General features: G+C 46.9%; 19 protein-coding genes and 1 riboswitch. Of the genes, 13 read left to right on the top strand and 6 right to left on the bottom strand.

Annotated elements, in window-relative coordinates; translation table 11 throughout:
- Window positions 1-335, bottom strand: a 335-nt coding sequence (locus A1359_RS17805) for a DUF1254 domain-containing protein (protein WP_198159397.1), incomplete at its 3' end; no start/stop codon positions are given.
- A 456-nt stretch (window positions 336-791) separates the two neighbouring features.
- Here A1359_RS17805 and rlmKL point away from each other — a divergent pair.
- Window positions 792-2,987 carry a bifunctional 23S rRNA (guanine(2069)-N(7))-methyltransferase RlmK/23S rRNA (guanine(2445)-N(2))-methyltransferase RlmL gene (gene rlmKL / locus A1359_RS17800; protein WP_066986397.1) on the top strand — a complete coding sequence of 732 codons (2,196 nt, stop codon included), beginning with the start codon at window positions 792-794 and terminating at the stop codon, window positions 2,985-2,987.
- A complete protein-coding gene (gene yccX, locus A1359_RS17795) occupies window positions 2,984-3,256 on the top strand; it encodes an acylphosphatase (protein ID WP_066986393.1) in 273 nt (90 codons plus the stop codon). The genes rlmKL and yccX overlap by 4 nt, the downstream gene beginning before the upstream one ends.
- A 412-nt stretch (window positions 3,257-3,668) precedes the next feature.
- Here the strand turns inward: yccX and A1359_RS17790 are convergent, their stop codons facing one another.
- The 4 genes from A1359_RS17790 to A1359_RS17775 all read right to left on the bottom strand — a co-directional run bounded on the left by A1359_RS17790 (window position 3,669) and on the right by A1359_RS17775 (window position 8,727).
- The gene (locus A1359_RS17790) at window positions 3,669-3,992 is read right to left on the bottom strand and encodes a hypothetical protein (protein WP_066986390.1); all 324 of its coding nucleotides are present in this window, start codon (window positions 3,990-3,992) and stop codon (window positions 3,669-3,671) included.
- 194 nt (window positions 3,993-4,186) lie between these two features.
- Entirely contained in the window at window positions 4,187-6,856 is a 2,670-nt protein-coding gene (locus A1359_RS17785) for an MMPL family transporter (RefSeq protein ID WP_066986387.1), read from the bottom strand.
- A gap of 2 nt (window positions 6,857-6,858) precedes the next feature.
- Complete coding sequence (locus A1359_RS17780; protein WP_066986384.1) at window positions 6,859-7,833, bottom strand: calcium/sodium antiporter; 975 nt, start codon at window positions 7,831-7,833, stop codon at window positions 6,859-6,861.
- Window positions 7,834-7,899: 66 nt separating this feature from the next.
- A complete protein-coding gene (locus A1359_RS17775) occupies window positions 7,900-8,727 on the bottom strand; it encodes an undecaprenyl-diphosphate phosphatase (protein WP_066986381.1) in 828 nt (275 codons plus the stop codon).
- Between the two features lie 732 nt (window positions 8,728-9,459).
- Window positions 9,460-9,543: riboswitch (cyclic di-GMP riboswitch) on the top strand.
- 69 nt (window positions 9,544-9,612) lie between these two features.
- On the opposite strand from A1359_RS17775, the gene A1359_RS17770 reads away from it, so the two are divergent.
- The 4 genes from A1359_RS17770 (at window position 9,613) to A1359_RS17755 (ending at window position 14,756) form a co-directional block, all read left to right on the top strand.
- Window positions 9,613-10,740 (top strand): hypothetical protein, encoded by a 1,128-nt coding sequence (locus A1359_RS17770; RefSeq protein WP_066986378.1) that lies wholly within the window; start codon window positions 9,613-9,615, stop codon window positions 10,738-10,740.
- A 67-nt stretch (window positions 10,741-10,807) separates the two neighbouring features.
- The gene (locus A1359_RS17765; protein ID WP_066986375.1) at window positions 10,808-11,590 is read left to right on the top strand and encodes a VPLPA-CTERM sorting domain-containing protein; all 783 of its coding nucleotides are present in this window, start codon (window positions 10,808-10,810) and stop codon (window positions 11,588-11,590) included.
- A 24-nt stretch (window positions 11,591-11,614) separates the two neighbouring features.
- Entirely contained in the window at window positions 11,615-14,071 is a 2,457-nt protein-coding gene (locus A1359_RS17760) for a DUF642 domain-containing protein (protein ID WP_083960713.1), read from the top strand.
- 94 nt (window positions 14,072-14,165) lie between these two features.
- Window positions 14,166-14,756, top strand: a complete 591-nt coding sequence (locus A1359_RS17755; RefSeq protein WP_066986370.1) for a VPLPA-CTERM sorting domain-containing protein — start codon at window positions 14,166-14,168, stop codon at window positions 14,754-14,756.
- A 61-nt stretch (window positions 14,757-14,817) separates the two neighbouring features.
- On the opposite strand, the gene pgi is transcribed toward A1359_RS17755, so the two are convergent.
- On the bottom strand, window positions 14,818-16,458 hold the full coding sequence (pgi, locus tag A1359_RS17750; RefSeq protein WP_066986367.1) for a glucose-6-phosphate isomerase: 1,641 nt from the start codon (window positions 16,456-16,458) through the stop codon (window positions 14,818-14,820).
- A gap of 293 nt (window positions 16,459-16,751) precedes the next feature.
- Here pgi and A1359_RS17745 point away from each other — a divergent pair, with 293 nt between their 5' ends.
- From A1359_RS17745 to A1359_RS17715, 7 genes are all read left to right on the top strand, one after another.
- Window positions 16,752-17,345 carry a hypothetical protein gene (locus tag A1359_RS17745; RefSeq protein ID WP_066986364.1) on the top strand — a complete coding sequence of 198 codons (594 nt, stop codon included), beginning with the start codon at window positions 16,752-16,754 and terminating at the stop codon, window positions 17,343-17,345.
- Window positions 17,346-17,472: 127 nt separating this feature from the next.
- Window positions 17,473-18,390 (top strand): cupredoxin domain-containing protein, encoded by a 918-nt coding sequence (locus tag A1359_RS17740; protein WP_066986361.1) that lies wholly within the window; start codon window positions 17,473-17,475, stop codon window positions 18,388-18,390.
- 62 nt (window positions 18,391-18,452) lie between these two features.
- Entirely contained in the window at window positions 18,453-18,878 is a 426-nt protein-coding gene (locus A1359_RS17735) for a YqaA family protein (RefSeq protein WP_232322356.1), read from the top strand.
- Window positions 18,879-18,895: 17 nt separating this feature from the next.
- Window positions 18,896-19,672 (top strand): hypothetical protein, encoded by a 777-nt coding sequence (locus A1359_RS17730; RefSeq protein ID WP_066986355.1) that lies wholly within the window; start codon window positions 18,896-18,898, stop codon window positions 19,670-19,672.
- Between the two features lie 97 nt (window positions 19,673-19,769).
- A complete protein-coding gene (locus tag A1359_RS17725) occupies window positions 19,770-22,577 on the top strand; it encodes a valine--tRNA ligase (RefSeq protein WP_066986352.1) in 2,808 nt (935 codons plus the stop codon).
- 156 nt (window positions 22,578-22,733) lie between these two features.
- Window positions 22,734-24,443, top strand: coding sequence for a type IV-A pilus assembly ATPase PilB (gene pilB, locus A1359_RS17720; protein ID WP_066986349.1), 1,710 nt, complete (start codon window positions 22,734-22,736; stop codon window positions 24,441-24,443).
- Window positions 24,444-24,446: 3 nt separating this feature from the next.
- Window positions 24,447-25,667, top strand: coding sequence for a type II secretion system F family protein (locus tag A1359_RS17715; RefSeq protein ID WP_066986346.1), 1,221 nt, complete (start codon window positions 24,447-24,449; stop codon window positions 25,665-25,667).
- Window positions 25,668-25,909 lie beyond the last annotated feature (242 nt).

Genomic DNA, 25,909 nt, shown 5'->3' with positions numbered 1-25,909 from the left:
CTAGCTTGAAATTTTCCGGCACGCAGATCGAGCATGGCCATAGAATAGGGTGTGTCGCTGTTGGGCGTGCTGATCCCTGTATCTTTGGGCGTGAACACTCGCGCCTCATTATGAATCTGGTTAATAGGCACTTTGAACTGACCAGAGTTACGATCAATGAAATACTTGTACATAACGTCATAGCCAACAATCATAGGAAAACCATACAAATAAGCCTCTTCGGCGATGGCTTTGATTTCGTTGATAGCGGGCTTTTCCTGCGCCAGACCTGGCCTAATAAAGATTAATACACTAACTGACATGATTTTCAATACTCGCGTCATCGTTTGCAACACAATAGTCTCCTTGTTGAATTTGTACTTCCTAAAGTTAAGTTACAGTTCTAACTAATTTAGATCGAACAGGCCGTGCTGTTTTAATTAATATTATCTCATCCGGCATTATAAAAAGAAAAACGGTTTAAGTTAGTCTATTCAGAGTTATTATGTGGAACCTGTCAGTCTTATTGGTGCGTCACGAAGCTCTATCGCACTACTGTTTATCCAATACGTCGGTGGGATACGCCTTGGCATCATCATATGGTCTAGGTGATGCTGGGAGCTTTGTTCCGGTCAAGCAGAAAAAGACCATGGAATCCCACTCAAGATGCACTAAATGAAATATGACAAAGTTGCATTAGGATAGAGATATTTTTGATTTTTACTTCACGGATTCAGGGTTTGGTAAAATTTCCTCTCGATAAGCGCGCATCTTGGTATCCTTGTCGACCGCTCAATTTTTAGTCGCCCATTATGATCCGCTATCAACTTTTCGCCACCACCCCCAAAGCTATGGAAGGCATACTTGCCAATGAAATCGAAGCCTTGGGTGGACAAAATGTTCAACAGAAAATGGCCGGTGTGGCGTTTCAGGGCGATCTGGAAATGGCTTACAAAGCCTGTCTGTGGTCGCGTACCGCTAACCGGATTTTACTTTTACTGAGCAACTTCGAGGTCACATCGCAGCAGGATTTGTATGATGGCGTCAGTAAAATCGATTGGTCCGAACATTTAAACCCGAACGATAGTCTGGCAGTATCGTTCAGCAGTAAAAACAACCCCGCTATCAACAACACCCATTTCGGCGCGTTAAAAGTCAAAGATGCCATCGTCGATCAGATGCGGGCTAAATTCGAACAACGCCCCAACGTCGACACCGACCGGCCCAGTATCCGGATTAATGTCTATTTACATAACGAAACGGCACAACTGAGCATAGATTTATCCGGCGAGAGCTTGCATAAACGCGGCTACCGCGACGTCAGCATCGCCGCGCCGATCAAGGAAAACCTGGCCGCAGCGATTTTATTGCGGACTGGCTGGCCAAAAATTGCTGCTGAAGGTGGCTCGTTGCTGGACCCGATGTGCGGCTCCGGCACCATGCTGTTAGAAGGTGCCATGATCGCTGCCGATTATGCGCCGGGATTACAGCGCGAGTATTACGGCTTCCTGGGCTGGAAAAAACACGATGCCGCATTGTGGCAAAACCTGCTGGACGATGCTAAACAACGTCGCGACGCCGGCCTGAAGAAATTACCGGTGATCGTCGGCTTTGATCAGGATAGACATACCGTAGCGGCTGCCATACAACACTGTGAAAACGCCGGCTTGCAAGGCAAAATCCATATTGAAAAACGCGATATCGATGATGCCACCGCCGCAGAAAGCTGGCCCAAGGGCCTGATTGCCTGCAACCCGCCATATGGCGAACGTCTGGGAGATGAAGCCGAAACTGCCGAGTTGTATCGCCGCTTTGGCGATGTGCTCAAAAGCCGTTTCGGCGGCTGGCAGGCGGCGATGATTATCAGCAATCCGGAACTGGGTTTTAGACTGGGCATACGTTCGCAAAAGCCGATTACCTTATTTAACGGCGCGCTGGAATGTAAACTGCTGCGTTTTAATATCGAAGACAAGGCTTTTTTCGAGCCCAAAGCCAAATCGCAACAAGAGCGTATCGACCAAATCAGCCGCCGCGTTCTGGCCGAGCAGCCCGATAATCTGGCGGAAATGTTCGGCAACCGTTTGCGCAAAAATGTAAAAAAACTCAGCAAATGGGTCAAACAAAATCAGGTGCATTGTTATAGGCTTTATGATGCCGACTTACCCGAATATGCGGTTGCGGTGGATGTGTATCAGGGCGATATGACCTGGGTGAATGTGCAGGAATACGAATCCCCTAAAACCATCGATCCCGCCAAAGCCAACCAACGCTTGGCTGGCGCGATGGCGGAAATCCCTAAAGTGTTAGGCATTGCCCCCGAGCAGGTCTTTTTAAAAATCCGTCGCAAACAAAAAAATACCGATCAGTATGAAAAACAAGGCGATTCCGGACGTTTTCATGTCATCGAAGAAGGCGGTTGCAAATTCTGGGTAAATTTTGAGGATTATCTGGATACCGGCCTGTTTCTGGATCACCGGCCGATCCGCTTACTGATTCAGCAACAAGCCCAAGGCAAACGTTTTTTAAACCTGTTTGCCTATACCGGCAGCGTCTCGGTACATGCCGCAATAGGGGGTGCCAGTTCCAGCGTCACGGTGGATATGTCCAATACCTATTTAGATTGGGCCAAACGTAATTTCGCTTTGAATGGGATTACTGGCGATCACAAATTGCTGCGCGCAAACTGTTTAAGCTGGCTGGCCGAACAGGCCGCTGCCAAACCCAGCCCGCAATTTGATTTGATTTTTCTGGATCCACCGACTTTTTCCAATTCCAAAAAAATGGATGAGGCGTTTGATATACAAAGCGATCATGTGCCATTATTGAAAAACGCCGCATCGCTGCTGGCGCCGGGTGGCATATTATATTTTTCCACTAATTTCCGCCGCTTTAAGATGGATAGCGCAGCCCTGGCAGGTTTAAAAATTGAAGACATCAGCGCCTCGACCATCCCCGAGGACTTTGCCCGCGACCAAAAAATCCATTATTGCTGGAAAATCAGCCGATGAGCTCGTGTTTACATATCATCGTCAAAGGTCGGGTACAGGGGGTATATTTCCGGGTCTATACGCAAAAACAGGCTGTTAAACTGAATTTAAACGGTTTTGTGCGTAATCTGGCAAATGGCGAGGTAGAAATCGTTGCCAGTGGCGACGCTGATGCGTTGGCTCAACTGGTCGCATGGTGCCACAAAGGGCCTATACTGGCCAAAGTGAGTCAAGTCATCGCTACCCAACATCCTGTGCAAGAAATGTTCGAAGCATTTGAGATTCGGTAGGCTTATTTCGAAAGGGTGGTATTGGAGTCAGCTGGCGCCGCAACCTTCTGCAATAGAAAGTCTTTATGCGGGGCTTGGTCGCTTCATACTGAGTGGAGAACGATGCTACATCGTTTTTGAATCAATCGGTGGTGCAAAGTTGCATTGTCGATGCAATTGATTAAAACATGTGGCGTAGCTGTTTCGCGCATTTTTGATAAAAAGCCCTAGTAAGTTTAATTACTGGGGCTTTTGCTTGAGGGTGGATTACAGGTTGCTAGAGAGGCTAAACGGATTTTTTACGTAATCCAATGAGGCCTAATAAACCAGACCCAAACAGCCAGAATGCCGCACTTCTGTATGTAGAAACCTTGAAGGCGATACCCGTAGCGCAGAAATCAAAGCAGTAGCATCAGAAAAGGATTTTGAATCCTTATTCATTTAAAAGAAAGGTTTCTTGTGTGCCTTCTTCAGAGTTTTCAGTAGCAGTGCCCGCTGCATTAGTCTTTTTATAAATCTCACACTTTCCATCAAGCAGGTTATTCGCATCCTTCCAACAGGCGGCTTTTACATAATTTATGGCATAGTCATAAAAAGCGTAGCCTGAACAATCCTCATATAGGGTTTCAGGGGGAATGCTTACATCGACATCATCATAAACTATTTTGACTTTACAAAAGTCTACGCTCCCAGACCAAGCTGGGCTTGATATTAGACATAGCAAGGCTAAAACTGAAATTTTCTTTAAAGTAGTCATATTTTTAATTACTCGTAAGTTTTAAAGATTAATAGTCGACTTTAACATTTTGCTTGTCAACTTGGGGTGGTAGTAAATATCACTTTACGGTTAGTCGGTTTTCGCTCGAAGTGATTAGGGCAAGTTTAGTCGTTTTTTATGGCTGTGCAGTGTGTTTTTAGTAAGCCTAAAGCCGGTTTTTGCCTAGAAGGTATCTAGACGAGATTGGCTTTGGGTTTCAGCACCAATTTACTAATAGCGGGTAACAGTATAAATGTGCAAGCCATAATCCAGAATATGCCGATGGTAATGACCAAGCCCATGCTGGCTACACCTTGATGCGGAGAGAATGCCAAGCCGAGGAAGCTGGAAATTGTGGTCAGTGCGCCGTAAAACATGCCTCGTGCGGTGCTGGATTGATAGATGTTTTGATCTTCGGCTAAGGAATGACGCAGTTTTTCAACCATATGAATGCCATTATCCACACCCAGGCCCATCAGCAAGGGTAAGGCAATGATATTGGCGAAATTGATCGGCGTACCGGTAACTACCGTACTGGCCATGGTAAACAGACCGGCCAGCACGAGCGGCGTCATCACCAGCAGAGTATCTATAATACTGCGGCGAATGATGAGCAATAATAAGGCTATTGAAACCAGGGCCATGATGATAGCTTGCTGGAAGGCGGCTATAACCGCTTTCATGGATTCCCAGTACATCACTGGCAGGTCGGTGGCGTTAGGTGCAATGGTTTGCACTTCAGTGATAAAAGCCTGCATCTGTTGCAAATCGTTCAAATCCTGTTTCGGGAGTATTTGAATACGATACAAGCCTTCCTTACTCAGCCAACGTTCTTTGATGTCAGCGGGAATGCTGGAGATGGAAATTTCCTCAGCTTGAAAGCCTGTGAGCAATTGGTTCATGACTGTCGGTAAGGTGCCGAGTAATGAGGTCTGGATAGTTTCGATAAACAGACTGCGATTGGGTTGAAAGCGGTTGCCGAGTTCAATCAATACGTCTTGTAATTCATGTTTAAAGGTTTGTAAGGATTGAATGTGTTTCGGGTCAGTATTGTGCAGCAGATTAGCATCTATGGCCGAAATCATGCGCAGGATGCTGGGCGTGGGGTCAGTGCCGGTTTTTAATTGAGGAAACGTAAAACCTTGCTGGCCTAAGGTTAGCATCATGTCATCAATAATACTCAGCTTGACTGCTTGATCTTCAGGGACAAAATTAAACAAACTGATGGTTTTATCGACAGTTTTTAGGGCTGCCAGAGTTTTTTGCAGGGTTTGAGCTTCGGCTGCATTTTGCGCTAATACCGTCAGCGTCATGGGCGAGGTGTCACGGGCTTTGAGTAATTCCTTAAACGCAATGACCGATTCAGTATTTTGGTCTCGTAAATTGGTAGGGTTGAAATCGGTTTTGACCTGAAAGGCTAAATAAATGGCAACCAAAGTGAGCATGACAGAGGCTAAAGTGATAGGTTTGGCATATTGCAAGGTGAATGCAGCCAGCAGGGTGGATAATCTGGATTTGCCGGGATGTTCGCCACGTTTTAAATGATGCAGCGGTGGCAGGGGTAGAATCTTTAACAGCACCGGCAATACGGTCAGTGTGATAAATAAGCAGATGAACAAACTGCTACCGGCCAACAAGCCTAACTCGGAAATACCTTGATAATCAGTAGGTACAAAGGCAAATAGGCCAATCGAGGTGGTGCCGGCACAAAGTATCAGCGATGGGCTGGTTTCAAGTGCTGCAGAATGTATGGCTCTGGTTTTGTCGTCGCCATGCATATCCAGATTATCCCGGTAGCGCAGGCAAAAATGAATCGCATATTCCACACCCAGGCCGATATTGGATACTGCAAATGCTACAGAAATCAGGTTGAGCTGTTTAACCGCCAGCGCAGCAAATAGGCCGCAAAATATCATACCCAATGCCAAGGTGAACAATGTGGCCAGCATCAGCAGCCAGGAGCGGTAAGCAATTAGTAAAATGCCGCATACCAACACCACAGAAAAAATGCTGGCGGTAAAAGTGCCATTACTCATACCGGTCATTTCATCGTGTTCAAGTCCTACCTCGCCGGTAATCCAGACTTTGACTGCCGGCAGGTTGGGATCTTGTATTTTATTCGCCGCGCGACGGATGGCGTGAATGGCAGATTCCACCGGCATAAGCTGGCTAAAATCGTAAATGGGGGTGACGAAGATAAAGGCTTTGTTGGATTGAGCATTGTTGATATTGTTTTCTGCGATCAACTTTTGCCAGGACAGCAAATCGGTTTCGCCATTTAAGGTTTTGTGTAACGAGTAGGAGACTTTATCGATCAACGACATTAAATCGATTGGCACCTCTCGCGGTTTACTTGCCGTGTTTAGTGCATCCTCAAAAATTGAAAAAAAACCAGTTAGGCTTGGGTCCTGCGAAATACGGCCTATGAAGGGTTGAGCCTCAGCCAGCGTGCCTGAAAAAGCTTGCAGCTTGTCGGTATCCAAGTACAGCAGGCCGTTGCGATGGAAGTAGGCATTTTCATCGGGGCGATAAATTTTGCTGAAATGCTCGCTGTCGGCACGTAATTCCCGGCCTAAACGTTCCGCGGCGGCCTTAGTCAATTCCGGGCTTGCCGAATCAAGTACCAGCAACAGTGTATTCGTATCTTGACCAAACGCATTTTCAAAGTTACGCCGGTTCTGCTGAAATTGTGATTCCGGTGCAATCAGGTCAGCGGTATCGGTATTGATCCTGAGATGATGCAAGCTGTAATCGACGGCAAAATATGCCAGTACGATCACTGCCAGCAAGACTAAGGTCGGCGAAATCAGCAGCCAGTTGCTCCAGCGAAAACATAGGTTGCGTACATGGAATTCAAGTGACATCCTTAAGCGTTCACCACGGTATTGATCAGATATAGCGTGTAGCCAGTATAAGTTGCTATCAACAAGCCACCTTTTAGGCGATTGATACGGCCGTTACCGTTGCGCGCGTAGCCCATTACAAACAGCGCCAGGGTCAATAACGCCATCAACAGCCAGTCGCGGTTGATAACTTCTGCGGGGATGCTCATCGGGTGAATGGCGCCAGCCAAACCGACCACTGCCAAGGTGTTGAATAGGTTAGAGCCTATGATATTGCCTACTGCCAAGTCGTGTTCACCTTTGCGGGCGGCAGCTACGGATGAGGCTAGTTCAGGCAGCGAGGTGCCGATGGCGACCACGGTCAGACCGATAATTAAATCGCTAACGCCCAGGTCAGTGGCAATGGATACAGCTCCCCACACCAGCATTCTTGAACTAACCACTAGCAAAAACATGCCAAAAATAAGATAAACCCAGGCTTTGAAAGCTGACATGGCATGCTCATCCAGTTCTGATTCAACTTCCTGTTCAAAGCTGTCAGCCTGGTGCTGTTTTATGCCTTGTATAGTCATCCAGGTCATCACGCCGACGAAAACCAGCAATGTCACTACAGCGTCCATGCGAGAGAATTCGCCGTCATACAGTTGGCCAAATGCCATTAGGGTGACTAAAAACAGAATGGGTAATTCTTTTTTGATCACTTGCGAATGCACGGAAATCGGGCTGATCAAGGCGGTAATGCCCAGAATCAAAGCAATGTTGGTAATGTTAGAGCCATAAGCATTTCCCAAAGCGATGCCAGAATTACCTTGCATGGCGGATAGTGCCGAAACCGACAGTTCCGGCGCCGAAGTGCCGAAACCGACCACGACCATGCCGATCAATAAAGGCGGCATGCCTAGATGGCGAGCAATGGCTGCCGCGCCTTCGACAAACAAATCGGCGCTCCAGATCAGAATGATCAGGCCCAGAATTATCATTAATATTGGCAAAGCCATAGGTGTCCTATAAAAAATTAGTTTGAAGTCAAAATTGGTTTTTTGTGTTTTTCGCCGGAAATCGTCTTAATCTACCGTCCATTGCACCAGCCCACTGTATGCGCTGGCAATTACCACTAAGCCAAACACGATGCGGTACCAGGCAAAAATAATGAAGTCGTGATGGCTGATATAGCGCAACAAGCCTTTAACTGCAAACAAAGCACTGATAAAGGCAGCGATCAAGCCTACTGCAAATAATTCCAGATCGCCTTCTACATGTAATAAATCCTTGTGTTTGTATAAATCGTACAAGCTGGCGATGATCAAGGTAGGTATGGCCAGAAAAAACGAAAACTCGGTAGCCGCCTTGCGCGACAAGCCAAACAGCAAGCCGCCAATGATGGTCGAGCCGGAACGTGAAGTGCCGGGGATTAGGGCAAAAGCCTGAGCGATACCCAGCTTGAATGCATCCAGCATGCTTAAATCATCGACGCTGTGTACGCGAATTTTGTGCTCGCGTTTTTCTGCCCAGATAATCACAAAGGCACCGATGATGAACGCTAGTGCTACCGGGATTGGCTTAAACAACAAGGCTTTAATGTATTTGCCAAACAGCAAACCCAGGCTAGCCAATGGGATAAAGGCGATCACCAGATTCAGTACAAACTTTTGCGCTTGTTTGTCGCTGGTCAGGCCGGACAGTACGCTTGCAATTTTAACGCGATATTCCCAGCAGATCGCCAGAATCGCCCCAACCTGAATCACGATGGAAAACAACTTGGCCTTGTCATCGTTAAAGTCGAGCAAATCGCCAGCTAGGATTAAATGTCCGGTGCTGGATATAGGTAAGAACTCGGTCAGTCCTTCAACCACGCCCATGATCAGGGCTTTAATTAATATTTCGATATCCATATTGTTAGACTCCGTACCAAATCGGCGTGCAGGGAAAAATCAGCATGATGTGGGTAGTTATTGTTAGAAAGGATTATGGGCAGGCAAGGCAATAAGCCATGCAAACGGAGTCGGATTATAGTCCAAACAGCCAGTATTACGTAACTTTAGGCTAGGTATGTTAGGTAAATAGTACGGACAAAATTAACCAGATAAAGCGATTTAGGATTTGGTTTGGAATAACTTCTCGAATTGGCATCCCCATGCAAAACATCGTCGTTCCGGTAGGGATTAGCGGAACCTAGAAGTCATGGATGACTGAAGGACTTCCACAGCCAGGTGACTTAGATGCCGGTAATCCCTGCCAGCATGACGTGTTTGAATAGCGGAAATTATTGATGACCAAATCCTTGGTCTGATCTCTAAAGTGCTCATTAGCAACTCGCAACCATTAGTCAAAGTTCTTGCCACCCAGGCTCTATCGTCAGCTAATTGGCGAGCTTAATTTATGTGAAATGCCTTAAGAAGTGTGGCATATCCCCTAGTTCTTGTCTTTACCAATGGGCACTAAAAACACATATTAAGCAGGGTTTAATCTTGTAATCAATGGCTTACAAATAGTTTACAAGGTTGGCATGAATTTTGGATTATTAATTAATAACTGTATTGCTAATTAGGAATATGGTTATAGATGACTGTATGCGGTTCACTACGGCGAAGAAAAGAGGAAATCAAGTCGGGTAAAAAAATATGGATGTCTATTGCCAAGCCAGCTGTGAAGCGGGTTCGGAAAGTCACGGGTCTTATTGTACACAACAAGACAGCCGGATTGCGCCCATGTGATAGGGGTGTGGCAAATGCCACATATCACAGTTTTTTGTTAACTCAACAATCCTGGGACAATATATGAGTATAAATTTTCAATTAACAGCAGTTGCGGCATTACTGGCTGTAAGCGGTGTATCACAGGCCGCTTTATCGATTAGCAGTGGGCCGGTGAGTTTCAATGGATCGGTTGCCGTAAGTGCATCTGGTATATCACAAGCCTCTGTTGGCAATAATAACAACGGTGCCAGTGTTGCCAATGTTGCATTGAGTCAATTTAATGCGGCAACCGGTGTGTTGATGGGTGTTGATCTGCAATTGGCTTCAAGCCGCCAGCAAATCATTGATGGTTATGGCTACAAAAATAATGGCCCTGGTAGAGACGCAAGCGGTAGCGGCAGCAGTACCGCCGCTATGGCTGCAATAGGCGCAGCAGCAGATTTTTCAACAGTCATTTCAATGGCCGGAGGTAGTTGTGCCTTGGGGCACGGGCCGACCGGATTTACCGATTGCAGTTGGGGACCCAATTCCTCTTCAACGGTTGCCACTAATGCGACGGCAAGTGTAGACAATTCAAACCTGAACGATTACGTGGGCAGTAGCACTGTAGACGCATCACTTTCGCTGCCTAGCTTGGAGGCTACAACCACTTTAAGCAGAACGCAAGGTCAATCCAGTGGTTCAACCACCAATTACACCGTTGAGTGGGCAGGTGACTTGCAAGCCGACTACAGCTATTTGCTGCACGCCTTGGCCTCTTTCGACGGCAGTTCGGTTTCTAATGTATTGACGTTGGATTTTGGTGCTGTCACGCAAAACAGCGCCGCGGCACTTAATTTCGGTTTGTTCAATTTGGCCAACGCCGACCGTATTGGTCTGGATTTGGATGGCGTGATCGGCAGTGGTGATACCGGCGCATTCGACACCGGCTTGATTGCATTTGCCGACTTGGCACAAAGCGGTAGCCAGTCTTTCATTGCCAACCTGTTGACTGCCAATGCCGGCGTATTTAGTGCGCAATATTTGCTCAACTTGTCTGACGCCGATTTAGGCGCCAGTAGCACACGAGGAAACTATCAACTGACTTTGAATCTGACCGGCAATGTCGTAGCGGCCGCAGCGCCAGTGCCGGTACCAGGGGCTATTTGGCTGTTCGGTAGCGCCTTGCTGGGTCTGCTGGGTGTGAATCGTCGCAAACATCTAGTTTAATCGAATCTGCACAACAGACTGCGGCAGTTGCCGCAGTCTGTTTTACGGAAAATACAGAGAGCGTAATATGAAAAATCAAGCAATCAAATTAAGTCTGGCAGTTTGCGGCTTTTGTCTGGCAACATCATCAGTGCAAGCCGAGACGATAACGCTACTCGATCAAAACTTCGATGCCGGTATGCCAAGTTCGGCGCAGACCCTGGGTGGCAGTTCGGTCAATCTAAGATCGGGCACGAATGCAGTCAATACCTATAACGCGGGCATTCCGAATCAACGTTTTAGTCTTGCTTCTGGAACCACGTTCTTCGATAACAGCGCTAGCAACCAATTCTTGGTGCTTGGCGATGCCAGCGGCCAATTGGCCGGCTCGCCTGATAACGGCACCTTCGGCTTTGCACAGCCGTTTACTCTGGCTAGCGGTACCACCGATATTACCGTCAGTTTTGATTGGGTTTTCAGCGCGTTCGTGCTGGGGGGGACTGGTGGTAGCACCGACCAGTTCAAGGTCGGCATCAGCGGAGCCAGCTTCGATATCAATTCACCGTTAACCACATCGGCCACAATTTTAGACCAATCAGTCGCTAGCGCCGGCAAAGTATACGGCCCGGACAGTGTCACCTTGGCTGTTGCCAGTCTCGGCGCAGCGGATGTCAATGGCAATTATTGGTTGAGTTTCGGCTTGTTCGAAAATACCGGCACCAATCCAACCACTAACAGCGGGGTCGGTATCGACAACATCAAAATCACCGCGAACGTTTCCGCTGTGCCATTGCCGGCTGCAGTCTGGATGTTCTTATCCGGCTTTGTGGGCATGCTGACCATGGGTCGGCGCAAGCAAAATCTTGTCTAGCGTTTCTTCGCACAGAGAACTGTCATGAGAACTATAAAAACTATAATCCTATTGTTGACGACAGTGTTTTCGTTGCCATCGGCTATGGCTGCCAATTTGCTTAGCAACGGCGGCTTTGAAAGTCCGGGAACTGTCACCACCTATCAGTTCCTGTCCAACAACGCTACCAGCGTTACCGGCTGGACAGTAATAGACGATGGGGTTGGCGAAAGACCCTATCTGATGAACAAAAACCGCCCAGGAGGCAATTATACTAACCGGGTCGTCGAAGGCATTTATGCCATGGCGATCAACCAGGGTTCCGGTATTAAAACCACTTTTCCGGTCACAGCCGGCGTGACCTATACCCTGTCATTCCAGGCGCAAAAAGGGACAACGTCCGGTTATACGCCGCTGGAAGTCTCGGTGGCGGGATTTAATGCCACGTTCACCACGATAACCGGCAGCTTCCAATTGTTGACTTATACCTTTACCGCCAGCGCCACCAATTCTGCTGCGGAACTCAGGTTTTTCAACAGCTCGCCAACGCCGGATTACAAAACCTATGATATCGATGCAGTAGTTGTTGAAGAAGGCAGCGGTCCAAGCGTGCCGGTTAATCCTTTTGTCGGCGATCCGGCTGATCCTGGCGATCCAACCTTCATTACCAGTCATTTTTCCGGTTCGCAAAACTGCGCGATGTGCCACAACGGTATTGTCGATAATCAAAATAAAGACGTGTCCATCATTACCGACTGGTCTTCTACCATGATGGCTAATGCCACCCGCGACCCCTTCTGGCGGGCCAAGGTGCGCAGTGAAATTGCCAGACACCCTGAGCTGCAAACTGTCATTAACGACAAGTGCAGTAAATGTCATGCACCCATGGCGAATACACAGGCCAAAAAAGACGGCAGCATTGCCAGCCAAACCATTTTTGATGGCGGCATTCTCGATGTAGGGCATGCCAAGCATGACGCAGCGATGGATGGTGTTAGTTGTACTTTGTGTCACCAGATTCCGGCCACGCCAGCGTTGGGTACTTTGGCGACCATGTCCGGCAATTACACTGTCAACGATACTAAAACCATCTTTGGCCCCTATGGTGATCCGGGCGATACCGCGCTGTTTACCATGCCTATGGTTATGCATACCGGTTATACGCCAACTTATGGCGCGCAGATCAAGGATTCCAAGCTATGCGCATCTTGCCATAACTTGAAAACGCCTTATGTTGACGAAAATGGCACTGTGCTGAGCACCACACCGGAAAGCGAGTTCCCTGAACAAACGCCTTACATGGAATGGGAGCAAAGCAGCTATGTCAGCCAAAAAAGCTGTCAGGGTTGCCACATGAGTCGTACCGATGGCGTGAAAATATCCACGATGGGACCGTCTGGCCCGCGCAATAATTTCGCGATTCATGATCTGGTGGGCGCCAACAAGTTGATGCTGGATATTCTGAACAACAATAAAGCTCAACTGGGCGTGTTATCGAACAACTTCCCGGAAACCATCGCCAAGACCGATAGCATGCTGAAAGGCGCGGCTACAGTAACAGTAGTCGAGCAACGTGATACTGCGGGGGCTTTGGATTTTACCCTGCAAATCAATAGTGCGACAGGGCATAAGCTACCAACTTCGTATCCATCGAGGCGGGCGATTGTGCATGTCATGGTGACTAATGCGCAGAATCAAATCGTTTGGGAGTCCGGCAAGGTAAATGCTGACGGCAGTATTGAAGGTGTGGATGCCGACGAAAACGGCGTCACTTTCGAGCCGCATTACGATCAAATTACTTCTGCGGATCAGGTGCAAGTCTACGAAGCCATTATGGGTAATAACCTAGGCGAAGTGACTTACACATTGCTGCGTGGCAAAGAGTATCTGAAAGATAATCGTATTTTGCCCACTGGTTTCAATAAGGCCAGTGCGCCAAATGATGTGCGTGTCGTAGGTGCTGCTTTGTCTGACAGTAACTTTATCGGTGGTAGCGATCAAATTAGCTACCAAATCGGCGGGTTACCGGCTGGTCACTATACGATCAAAGCCGAGTTGGTCTATCAAACGCTGTCACATGCTTTTGCAGAGGATTTGTTTGTCGACACTACAACACCGGAAGTAGTGGACTTCAAAACCATGTTTGATGCTTCCACGCAAAAATCCACAGTGATAGCCAGTGCTGAATTCGCTGATACGGTGACTGAGCCGGTCGTCGATACCGACGGCGACGGTGTGGCCGATAATCTGGACAACTGCAAGCTGGTTGCCAATGCCAATCAGAGGGATACCGATAATGACGGTTACGGCAATATTTGCGATCCGGATTTTAATCAGAACAAGATAGTTGATCCATTGGATTTAAATAGTCTTAAAGCACAATTCGGTAAGGCTTCTCCCAATCATGATTTGAATGGCAATGGCATCGTCGATCCACTGGATTTGAATATTCTTAAATCTTATTGGGGTAAGGCCCCTGGTCCGTCGGGTTTGCAGCCTTAATGCATAGCGAATGCCCGAAGTTCTCAATTCGAACTTCGGGCATTTAACCAATCTAAAACTTTAGTAACTAAAACATTAATTCAGGAGTAACAAAATGGGTAAGGCTTTCAAAAGCAATTTGGCGTTGGTTTATAGTGTCATGGCGTTGTTATTATGCAGCACACAAGCATCAGCTTCGTTAACCAATGTCGTCAAGTTTAGCCAGGGGGAAAACATTGCTGTCGTAAGTGGCGGTATGTTGACCGTCGATGTTGTGGGAGATAATTTTACTGTAGGGCCTGACGGTGCCGGCTTTTCATTGAATTGGGATCCAACTGTGTTGCAACATGTTTCGACGTCGTTTGTTAATCCACCTTGGAATATTTCTTCAGCAGACGAGGCAAACGCTTCGTCGGGACTTATCGATTCTATTTTTGTGGGTATCACAGCACTAAATACAAATGCTGGTAGTGATTTTGGAATTGCTTCCTTCACTTTTAATGTATTAGGAAATCCAGGGGATGTGACGGCATTAGCTCTAGGAAATGATTCCTTCAGTATCGGCTTTTTGAATGGCGTGACAGGGCTAAATGTAAATTACCTGGATAGTCATGTGCAAGTTGTGCCTCTACCTGCCGCAGTATGGATGTTCGGAGTCGGCTTCGTTGGCATGCTGGGCTCTATGAAGCGCCGTAAAGCAGCGTAAGTTGGATAACAAAAACCCCGGTTAAGGCCGGGGTTTTTTTTGATAAGCCTTTGTCAAAAAATTATGCCTTGCGCAACTTCTTATAGGTATTAATCAAGCCGTTGGTCGAACTGTCATGACTGGTGGTTACTTCGTCGTTTTTCAATTCCGGTAAAATGGCTTTGGCCAACACTTTGCCCAGCTCCACGCCCATTTGGTCAAACGAATTGATGTTCCAGATCACGCCTTGCACGAAAATTTTATGCTCATAAAACGCAATTAAGCTGCCCAGGGTTCTGGGGGTGAGTTTTTTGAATAGAAATGAGTTGGAGGGTTTATTGCCATCAAAAATTTTCGATGCAATCAATGCGTCGTCCAGATTGGGTTCGTGGCTCAAATCCTGCCTGACTTCTGCTTCGGTTTTACCTTTCATCAACGCCTCTGCCTGAGCAAGAAAGTTGGATATCAGGATGTCATGGTGATCAGGCAGGTCGTACTGGCTTTGCGCGGCAGCCAGAAAGTCGCTAGGGACTAATTTGGTGCCCTGGTGTATCAGTTGGAAGAATGCGTGTTGACCATTGGTGCCAGGTTGGCCCCAGATGATCGGGCCGGTGTTGTAGTCGACTTTTTCGCCGTTAATGGTGGCGCTTTTACCGTTGCTTTCCATGTCGCCTTGCTGGAAGTAATCGGCAAAATATTTCAACGATTGTGCGTAGGGCAGGATGGCATAGGTTTCAGCTTCGAAGAAATTGTTGTACCAGACGCCCAGCAAACCCATGATAACGGGTATGTTTTGCTCGAACGGCGCATGACGAAAATGCTCGTCGGCCAAGTGAGCACCCATCAGCAATTCTTCAAAATTATCCTGACCAATATAAAGTGCAATCGACATGCCGATCACCGACCACAATGAATAGCGCCCGCCTACCCAGTCCCAGAATTCGAACATGTTATTGGGATCTATGCCGAACTCTTTCACCTTTTCAACATTGGTGGATATGGCAATAAAATGTTTAGAAATAAGGGCGGGATCTTTGGCGGCATTTAAAAACCAATCGCGCGCTGAATGGGCATTGGTCATGGTTTCCTGAGTGGTAAATGTTTTCGAGGAAATCAGGAACAAGGTAGTTTCAGGGTTAAGCGGATTCAGTGTTTCGACAATGTCGGTTTGGTCGACGTTGGAAACAAAATGCGCCTTCATGCCTTCTTGGCCGTAAGGGGTTAAGGCTGTGTCGACCATTTTGGGGCCTAAATCGGAGCCACCGATACCAATATTAACAATGTCGGTGATGGGTTTGCCGGTATAGCCGGTCCAATCGCCGGAGCGGACCTGTTCGGTGAAAACGCGCATTTTGGCCAAGACTTTGTTGATTTCCGGCATGACATCTTTGTCGCGGAAAAATACCGGTTCATTGCTACGATTGCGTAAAGCCGTATGTAACACCGCCCGTTTTTCAGTGGTGTTTATGATTGATCCCGAAAACATCGCCTCGGTTTTTTTGCGGAGTTCTGCGCGGTTTGCCAGCTTGATCAGCAAGGGCATTGTTTGCTCAGTGATCAGGTTTTTTGAATAGTCAAACAATAAGTCATTAAAGGTTGTAGAGAACTTTTCAAAGCGCAAAGGGTCATTAGCAAAAGCTTCTTTCATGCAAAATTTGCCAGCAATATCTAGGTGATGCTGCTTGACAGCGTTCCATTCGGCGGAGTTGATTAGTTTGGACATATTTTTTATGAGGTTAAATCCGAAAGGGAAGTCTTGAGTGGCTCTGAGTTATGGGTAATTAAATGAGCAATACCCTTATTATAAGGACTGTCTTTGGATGATGACAAAAAATTAAGCAATATTAGGCAATGATCCGAGCAATATAAGTATTGCCTTTATTTGCCAAAGGTGATGTGCTAGAGTTAAGGTTGATTTTTTAGAGTTACGTGGTCTTTATTTACGGGTAACTTGAAATCGAATCGTGCTTAACAGCATGAATAATAATAAAATTTACAACAATGGGAAGGGTAAACATGAAAACAACTCGTCTTTTTAGAAGTGGTCTCATAGGTTTTATGGGGCTGATTTTTTCTTCCGTACTTTGGGCGCATGGCGGTGCGGCCGGTACAGATACCGACCAGTGCAAATTTGAATTAGAAAAAGATCACTGGATCCATTACACCGCTTACCAGCCTAAAGCTTATCCTGCGGAAGAGTTTTGCGGAAATCTGCCGGATATAGATACGAAAACTCAGTTGGTTTTCGATTATCAAGATCAACGTTATCGGGGCATGTCAGTTGAATTTGAAGTGACTAAAGAGCCGGAAGGCACCCGGGTTTTTTACGAAGAGCCTAAAAAACATAAATCGGGTACTGTGATTTTAGATTTGCCTAATGGTGTGCCAGAGATAGGAAAATATCTGATTCATATTACCTTGATGCAAGATAACGGTGAGCGATTGGATGCGCATATGGGCTTTAAAGCCGGCGAAGGTCAACCTACCAGCAGTGGCAGCTTGGCATTGTATGCATTGGTGTTGTTTGCTGCGCTTTATATTTTCTACCTGTCTAACGCCAACTTTAAACGCAAAGTTGATGAGATGATTTCCAAAGCGAAAGAAGTTTAAACTTTTGGGCTATATATCCTGTCTTTCTTTTGAGGCAGGGTATGAGCTTGTTTATTTTAGTGATTGGTTTGTCAGTCGGAAGCTTTTGCTCAAAACTTTTAATGTCGACTTTTTATAGAGGACTCTAATGATCAAAACAGTATCAATTGCCGCTTTGATTTGTGTGCTATCAGTTACCAGTGTTTCTGCCAAAGAATTTCAGGAACACAACAAGATGATGGATCATGGAGACGGCCATTTGATGGATATGGATGGTGGCATGGTGATGGGGCAAAACACCGATGTATTGCCGGGCGGATGTGACGAAATCGCCGCCACTAAAGAAATTACCGTTCATGCTGGGCATAAATATTCAGAGAAATTTCCCGGCACCATGTGGGCTTTTGATCAGCAGGAATATCAATTTGAGCCCTGTACCAAATTAACTGTACATTTTGTCAATGATGATGAAATTAGGCATCAATGGATGATGCATGGATTACCAAAATATTTATATCCCAAAGGAATGTTTCATCTCGAAGTGAGTGGTCCGGGGAGTGTATCTGGTACGCTGATTTTGCCGCCTGGTGACAAAACTTATCTGGTGCATTGCGATATTGCCCAGCACATGGAAAAAGGCATGAAAGCCCAGTTTAAAGTAGGCAAGGGTGGTGAAGATTTGCCTAGTATTCCGGGTATGACTGCCAGTATGTTTCCGGATGATTATAGCGGTAAACCCTATTCACCTGAAGAGTTTGCAGCGACAGAGCAAGCGGCCAGAGTTGCGGCAGATTTGGCCGCAGCGGTTAAACCCGCAGCCTCAGCCGCCGATGCTAATGCAGCAACTGGCGATTCATTTATTTCAGGCGTTGCAGTAGTGGGTTTGGCCGCCGGAGTTCTAATTGGGCCTTTGTTGGCTAAACGATTTAAAGGCATGAGTGTCGGTGAAGTCATTGCCACCGTTTTCGAATGGTTATCGCAGGCGATAGGCTTTATTGTGGACTGGATCAGGAAGTTAATCAAAATGCTGACTGGCAAAAAAGCAATTCCATTGCCTGATAAATAAAGTATGTTGATAAAAGCCCCTGAAACATTAGGTTTCAGGGGCTTTTTTATGGGAAAAAGAAATTGGCATTAGAATCGATAGGCATGTTGGGATTGTTCATCAGTGCCTTTATATCTTCAACGATTGCACCTGGCGGTTCAGAAGCGGTATTAGCTTATTTGGTCAATAATCAGCAATATGCCGTCACAAATTTGGTGTTAGTTGCAACCATAGGCAACACCTTGGGTGCGTTGACCACTTGGTGGTTAGGGATGTGGGCTGCGAAAAAATACCCAGCCGAAAACCTGTTGACAGAAAAGCAGCGTAAATCCTTGCATACTCTGCGTCATTGGGGCAGTTGGGCGTTGTTGTTCTCCTGGTTGCCGGTGGTGGGTGATGGATTATGTTTTGCAGGCGGTTGGTTAAAATTGTCGCTAATATCTTCGCTGCTGGCTATTTTTATTGGCAAAGCATTGCGTTATATTGCAGTGGCTTATGCGTTTATATAATTTAAGTAACTCAAAAAATGACGATGTTTGCTCTCCCTCATTTTCCAGCTGTCGATAGTGTCGCCGAGCATAAGCAACGCGATTATTTTATCGCTGCGTTTACCTTTGTCACTACTACCATTTGTTTAACTACAGATGGCTTTGCGCCCCAGTTCATGCAATATGTGTTGGCATTTTTTGGCTGGCTGTTTTTAATCGCTTTTTTACGTGGCGAATGTAAATACGTTCGCACCCAAGTGGCCGTAGCCATCCTGTTTGCCGTAGTGGGTGAATATTTTGCCTCCATTTACATGAAGGGTTATGTCTATCGTTTCGAAAATGTACCCGTGTATGTGCCGGCTGGGCATGGTCTGGTTTATCTGACGGCCGTCGCTCTAGGCCGATCCGGGCTATTTATTCAGTATGCTCGGCGGATTGCTATATTTGTGGTCAGTATTTGTGGGCTATGGGCGTTTTGGGGCATCAGCGGCTGGTCGCAGCGTCAGGATGTTATCGGCGCCATCTTGTTCGGTGTGTTCTTGCTGTATTTGCTTAAAGGCCGCTCCCCCATGGTTTATCTGGGTGCATTTTTCATTACCTCCTGGTTAGAGATCGTTGGGACCAGTGCGGGCACTTGGGAATGGGCTGTTATCGATCCCGCTTCAAAATTGCCGCAAGGTAACCCTCCTAGCGGTGTAGCAGCCTGGTATTGCCTGGTCGATGCAGTTGCTATTGCAGGTGCCGGGCCCTTGTTGGATCTATTGAGCAGGACGGCTAAATATTTTCGTAATCAGCAAGCCATGATCGGCAAATAGCTGTCCATTTACCCTCGGAATCTGCAAAATCTCGCGGCACCCTATTTTGCAGGTAAAATAAACGCTTTGTTTTTGCATAAGCTCACCTGACATCATCATGGAAAAAACCTATTCTCCGCACGCTATCGAACAACGCTGGTACCAACTTTGGGAGCAGAGTGGTTATTTTGCCGCTCAGCAAGAGGGTGAATCCTATTGCATTATGATTCCGCCTCCCAACGTTACCGGTAGCCTGCATATGGGGCATGCGTTTCAGGATACCATTATGGATGCCTTGACCCGATATCACCGAATGAAAGGCTATAACACCTTGTGGCAACCGGGAACGGATCATGCCGGGATCGCTACACAGATGGTGGTGGAGCGATTGATTAATGCCGAAGGTAAAACGCGGCATGATTATGGGCGAGCGCCGTTCATCGAAAAAATCTGGGAATGGAAAGAACAATCGGGCGGCACTATCACTCGTCAGTTGCGACGCATGGGCTCGTCACTGGATTGGGAAAAAGAACGCTTCACCATGGACGATGGCATGTCGGACGCGGTGCAGGAAGTGTTTATCAAACTGTATGAAGAAGGTTTGATTTATCGCGGCAAACGTCTGGTGAATTGGGACCCTGTTTTACATACCGCCGTGTCCGATCTGGAAGTATTATCGGAAGAAGAAAACGGCTCCATGTGGTATATGCGCTATCCATTAACCAACGGCTCCGGCCATATGTTGGTGGCAACTACCCGCCCGGAAACCCTGTTGGGCGACGCAGCGGTAGCGATTCACCCCGAAGACGAACGCTACAAGCATTTATTAGGCGAGTTTGTCGAACTGCCGTTAACCGGTCGCCGCATCCCGATTATTGCCGACGAATATGTCGACCCTGAATTCGGTACCGGCTGCGTTAAAATTACCCCAGCTCACGATTTCAACGACTATGAGGTCTGGTCCCGCCATAAACAAATGTCTGCCATCGCCGATTCCCCGCACGGCGGTCTGATTAATATTTTTACCGTTGATGCTGCGGTGCGGGACAACGACGACGGCTTTAGCTTGATTCCGCAAGCCTATGTCGGCCTGGATAGGTTTGTTGCACGCAAACAAATCGTCGCCGATTTAGACGCTCAAGGTCTGTTGGAAAAAATCGCCGATCATAAATTAATGGTACCGCGTGGCGACCGTACCGGCGCTGTGATCGAGCCGTTTTTGACCAATCAGTGGTACGTAAAAATCGCGCCGTTGGCGAAGCCGGCCATCGAAGCCGTGGAAAGCGGTGCGATTAAATTTGTGCCGGACAACTGGAAAAACACTTATTTTGAATGGATGCGCAACATCCAGGATTGGTGTATTTCCCGCCAAATATGGTGGGGTCACCGCATCCCTGCCTGGTACGACGATCAAGGCAATATTTATGTAGCCCATTCCGAAGCGGAAATTCGCCAGAAACACGGTTTAGCTGCCGATTACCCGTTGTATCAGGATGAAGATGTACTGGATACCTGGTTTTCATCGGCATTGTGGCCATTCTCTACTTTAGGTTGGCCGGAAAAAACGCCAGAACTAGCGATGCATTATCCGACCAGCGTACTGGTGACTGGCTTTGACATCATTTTCTTCTGGGTGGCCCGCATGATCATGATGGGGCTGAAATTTCAGGGCGAAGTGCCGTTTAAAGAAGTCTATATTCATGGCTTGGTGCGTGATGCCGAAGGCCAGAAAATGTCCAAGTCCAAAGGCAACGTGCTGGATCCGATCGACATTATCGACGGTATCGACCTGGAAGCCTTGGTGGAAAAACGTGTGGCCGGCATGATGCAACCGCATTTGGCCAAAAAAATCGAGCAAGCCACCCGCAAGCAATTTCCGGATGGCATCGCCTCGTTCGGAACCGATGCCTTGCGCTTTACCTTTGCCTCACTGGCTTCAACCGGACGCGATATTCGTTTTGATTTGCAACGTACCGAGGGTTATCGCAATTTCTGCAACAAGCTGTGGAACGCGGCGCGTTATGTGCTGATGAACACCGAGGATCAGGATAACGGTATCGATTGCGCCGAGTGCCAATACAGTCAGGCAGATTTATGGATTTTGTCACGCCTGCATGAAGTGATTGCCAGCACTAGCGATGCCATCGAACATTATCGTTTTGACTTGGCCGCTCAGGCTATTTATGAGTTTACCTGGAATGAATACTGCGATTGGTATTTGGAACTGGCGAAGATTTCTCTGCAAAGTGATGACTTGCTATTGCAACGGGGTACCCGGCAGACTCTGCTGAAGGTGTTGGAAAATATTTTGCGGCTGGCGCATCCCATCATGCCGTTTATTACCGAAGAAATTTGGCAGCGTGTTGCACCTTTAGCGGGTATTACAGCGGCCACGATTATGTTGCAACCTTATCCGGTTGCAGATGAGGCGCAAATCAATTCAGCCGCCGCTAGCGAAATCAGTTGGGTCATGGAATTCATCCTGGGCATCCGCCGTATTCGCGGTGAAATGAATATTGCTCCCGGTAAGCCTCTGGCGGTATTGTTGCAAAATGGCACACCCATCGACCGGCAATACTTGAGCAGCGCAGAAAGTTATCTGTTAAAACTTGGCCGTCTGGAAAGCATTACCTGGTTGAATGAGCATGACAACGCGCCTGAGTCGGCCATTGCATTGGTGGGGGCGCTAAAAATTCTGATACCAATGGCGGGCTTGATTGATAAGGAAGCTGAATTGGCCCGGCTGGAAAAAGAAATTCAACGCATCGAAAAAGAACTGCCGCGTATCGAAGGCAAATTGGGCAATGCAGCGTTTGTCGATAAAGCACCGGCTGAGGTTATTGACAAAGAGCGGGAAAAATTAGCCGGTTTGCAATCGTCGTTGAAAAATCTCAACGAGCAATATGCCAAAATCAAAGCGTTATAGCAGGCTGAACCTAATGAGCCGATTACCCCGTTATTGAACCTAATAACGGGGGTGACGCTTGGTTTATGCCGCTATCGGCTATGGACAAAATCCTTAATTCATCTATAGTTGCAGCATAACTAAAAGAATCTACCTCACATACCCTTTGGGGCATAAATGGCAACAGCACCCTCCAACATCCATTTCAGCGGTTTGGCTAAATGCCTTATTCAACAAGGTATTCTGACAGAAGAATCGGCTGCAACCGCTGTGCAGGAGGCGCAAAAAAACAAACAGCCATTTGTGACTTATCTGGTCAGCAACAAACAAGTCGATAGTCGCACCGTTGCAATGCTGGCATCGACCGAGTTTGGGGTGCCATTGCTGGATTTGAATGCCGTTGATCTCAGTGTTATCCCGATCAAACTGGTTAGTGAAAAGTTGATTCGCCAACATCATGCACTGCCTTTATTTAAACGTGGCAACCGTTTATTTATCGCCACTGCCGATCCGACAAATTTTCAAGCGCTGGATGAGATTAAATTTCACACCCGGCTGAATACCGAAAACATTCTGGTAGAAGAAGATAAGCTGATCAAAGTCATCGAGTCGGCATTGGAGGCTGTCGATACTACGATGGGCAATTTGTTGGATGCCGATCTGGATAATATTGATATCTCAGGGGGCGAGGAAAGACCGATTGAAGAAAGCACCTCGGATATCGACGACGCACCTATCGTGCGTTTTGTGAACAAGATTTTGCTGGATTCTATTAAAAAAGGTGTGTCAGATATTCATCTGGAGCCGTTTGAAAAAAAATTCCGCATTCGTTTTCGTGCGGATGGCATTTTGTCGGAAATCGCCAGTCCGCCTGTCAATATTTCTCATCGCATTATTTCCCGTATCAAGGTCATGTCTAAAATGGACATCGCCGAGCGCCGTGTGCCACAGGATGGACGTATCAAAATGCAGTTATCCAAAAATCGTGCAATTGATTTTCGGGTAAACACCTGTCCGACCCTGTTTGGCGAAAAGGTGGTGATGCGGATACTTGATCCCACCAGTGCGCAGTTAGGCATTGAAAAGCTGGGCTTTGAACCCGTGCAGCAGCAACAGTTTTTAGCGGCTATCAACCGGCCTTATGGCATGGTGTTGGTAACAGGACCGACCGGTAGCGGTAAAACCGTATCGCTTTACACAGGCCTTAATCTGTTAAATAGCATAGAGCGTAATATATCGACAGCTGAAGATCCGGTGGAGATTACGGTTGAAGGTATCAATCAGGTCAATGTCAATCCAAAAGCGGGCTTGACCTTTGCGGAGGCTTTACGGGCTTTCTTACGGCAAGATCCTGATGTCATCATGGTAGGTGAGATTCGGGATTTGGAAACCGCCAGCATTGCTGTTAAAGCCGCCCAAACCGGTCACTTGGTATTATCTACTTTGCATACCAATGATGCGCCGCAAACCATCAACCGCTTGATGCAGATGGGAATTGAGCCGTTTAATATCGTCTCTGCGGTGAATTTAATTATGGCCCAGCGTTTGGCGCGTCGTTTATGCGAGCACTGCAAAAAAGAGGCGGATTTGCCGGATAACGTGCTGTTATCGGCTGGTTTCAAACAAGAAGACCTAGGCACATTCAAGCTATTCGAAGCCGTGGGATGTGAACATTGCACCAATGGCTACAAAGGGCGAGTAGGTATTTATCAGGTATTGCCTATCAGTGAAAAAATGCGTGCGCTGATTTTAAGTGGTGGCAATGCTATGCAGATGTCCGAATTAGCGAAAGCAGAGGGCATCAACGACCTTAGGGCTTCCGGACTACTAAAAGCCCGCCAGGGCATTACCTCCCTGGAAGAAATAGATCGCGTCACCAAGGAGTAAAACATGGCCAAGCCAACAGAACAAATCGACTTTGTTTGGGAAGGTGTAGACAAACAAGGTAAAAAAACCGGCGGACAGAATAGTTATAAAAGTGAAACTATTGCTCGTACTGAATTGAGGAAAATGGGTGTCAGAGTCATCAAAATCAAGCCCAAGCCCAAGCCACTTTTTGGAAAAAAAGCCCAGAAAATTACCTCAGGCGAAATTGCAATCTTTGCTCGCCAATTAGCTACTATGCTGGAGGCTGGCGTACCTTTGGTGCAGTCGTTCGATATTATCGGCAAAGGGCACGATAACCCCAGTATGTCGGAAATGTTACTGTCTATAAAAGCCGATATCGAGGGCGGCGATACGATGGCTCAGGCATTGGGCAAGAAAAGTCTTTATTTTGATGAGTTATTCTGCAACTTGGTCAACGCCGGCGAACAAGCCGGGGTATTGGAAGGCTTACTGGACAAAATCGCAACCTACAAGGAAAAGACAGAATCTATCCGGAAAAAAGTAAAAAAAGCCCTAACCTATCCGATTGCGGTCTTAGTAGTAGCTTTTATCGTAACTGCCATTTTGTTGATTTTTGTGGTGCCGGTGTTTGAAGACTTGTTTAAAGGCTTTGGCGCCGATTTACCAGCCTTCACTCAATTTGTGATCGGCTTGTCCGAGTGGGTGCAAGAATGGTGGTGGGCCGTAGTAGGTGTGCTGGCTATCATGGGTTACACCTTCAGTTATTTCAAAAAACGCTCGCGTGCTTTTAATCACTTCTTAGACCGAACTTTATTGAAAATCCCTGTAGTGGGCATGATTTTGGAAAAGTCCGCCATAGCCCGGTTTGCTCGAACCTTGTCTACCATGTCGGCAGCTGGTGTGCCATTAGTGGAGGCCTTGGTTTCAGTAGCGGGTTCTTGCGGTAATATTTTGTTTTACGATGGTGTGATGAAAATGCGCGACGATGTCGCTACCGGGCAGCAATTGCAATTTTCCATGATACAGACGGGTTTGTTTCCCAATATGGTAGTGCAGATGGTAGCTATTGGCGAAGAATCCGGTTCTATAGATAAGATGCTGGATAAAGTGGCTGACTTTTACGAAGAAGAAGTCGATAACTTGGTGGACAATCTGAGCAGTTTAATGGAGCCAATTATCATGGCTGTATTGGGTGTATTGGTCGGTGGTTTGATTGTGGCCATGTATCTGCCGATTTTCAAATTGGGCGCTGCCGTCGGTTAAACCTAAGAAAATCTTATTTTTGTTTCATTAAAGAGCTTTATTATATAAAATCAATGGCTTGCAACTTACTTTAAGAAGCGGATTTTTATTTTTTGTTTCAATAGATAATGCCCAAAGAAGAAACCCTTTGGGTATTTTTTTGTTTCAAAGATTGACGCATAGATAAGCCACGTAGATACTCATACAAGGGTACGCATCGCGTACCAATTTTAAATTTCTAAGCTGCCTGTGCGGCAGCGGAC

The organism is Methylomonas lenta (genome assembly GCF_001644015.1).
Classification (GTDB): Bacteria; Pseudomonadota; Gammaproteobacteria; order Methylococcales; family Methylomonadaceae; genus Methylomonas; species Methylomonas lenta.
Note: the sequence above shows the minus strand (reverse complement) of the source record. Positions and strands in the feature narration are given on the sequence as shown.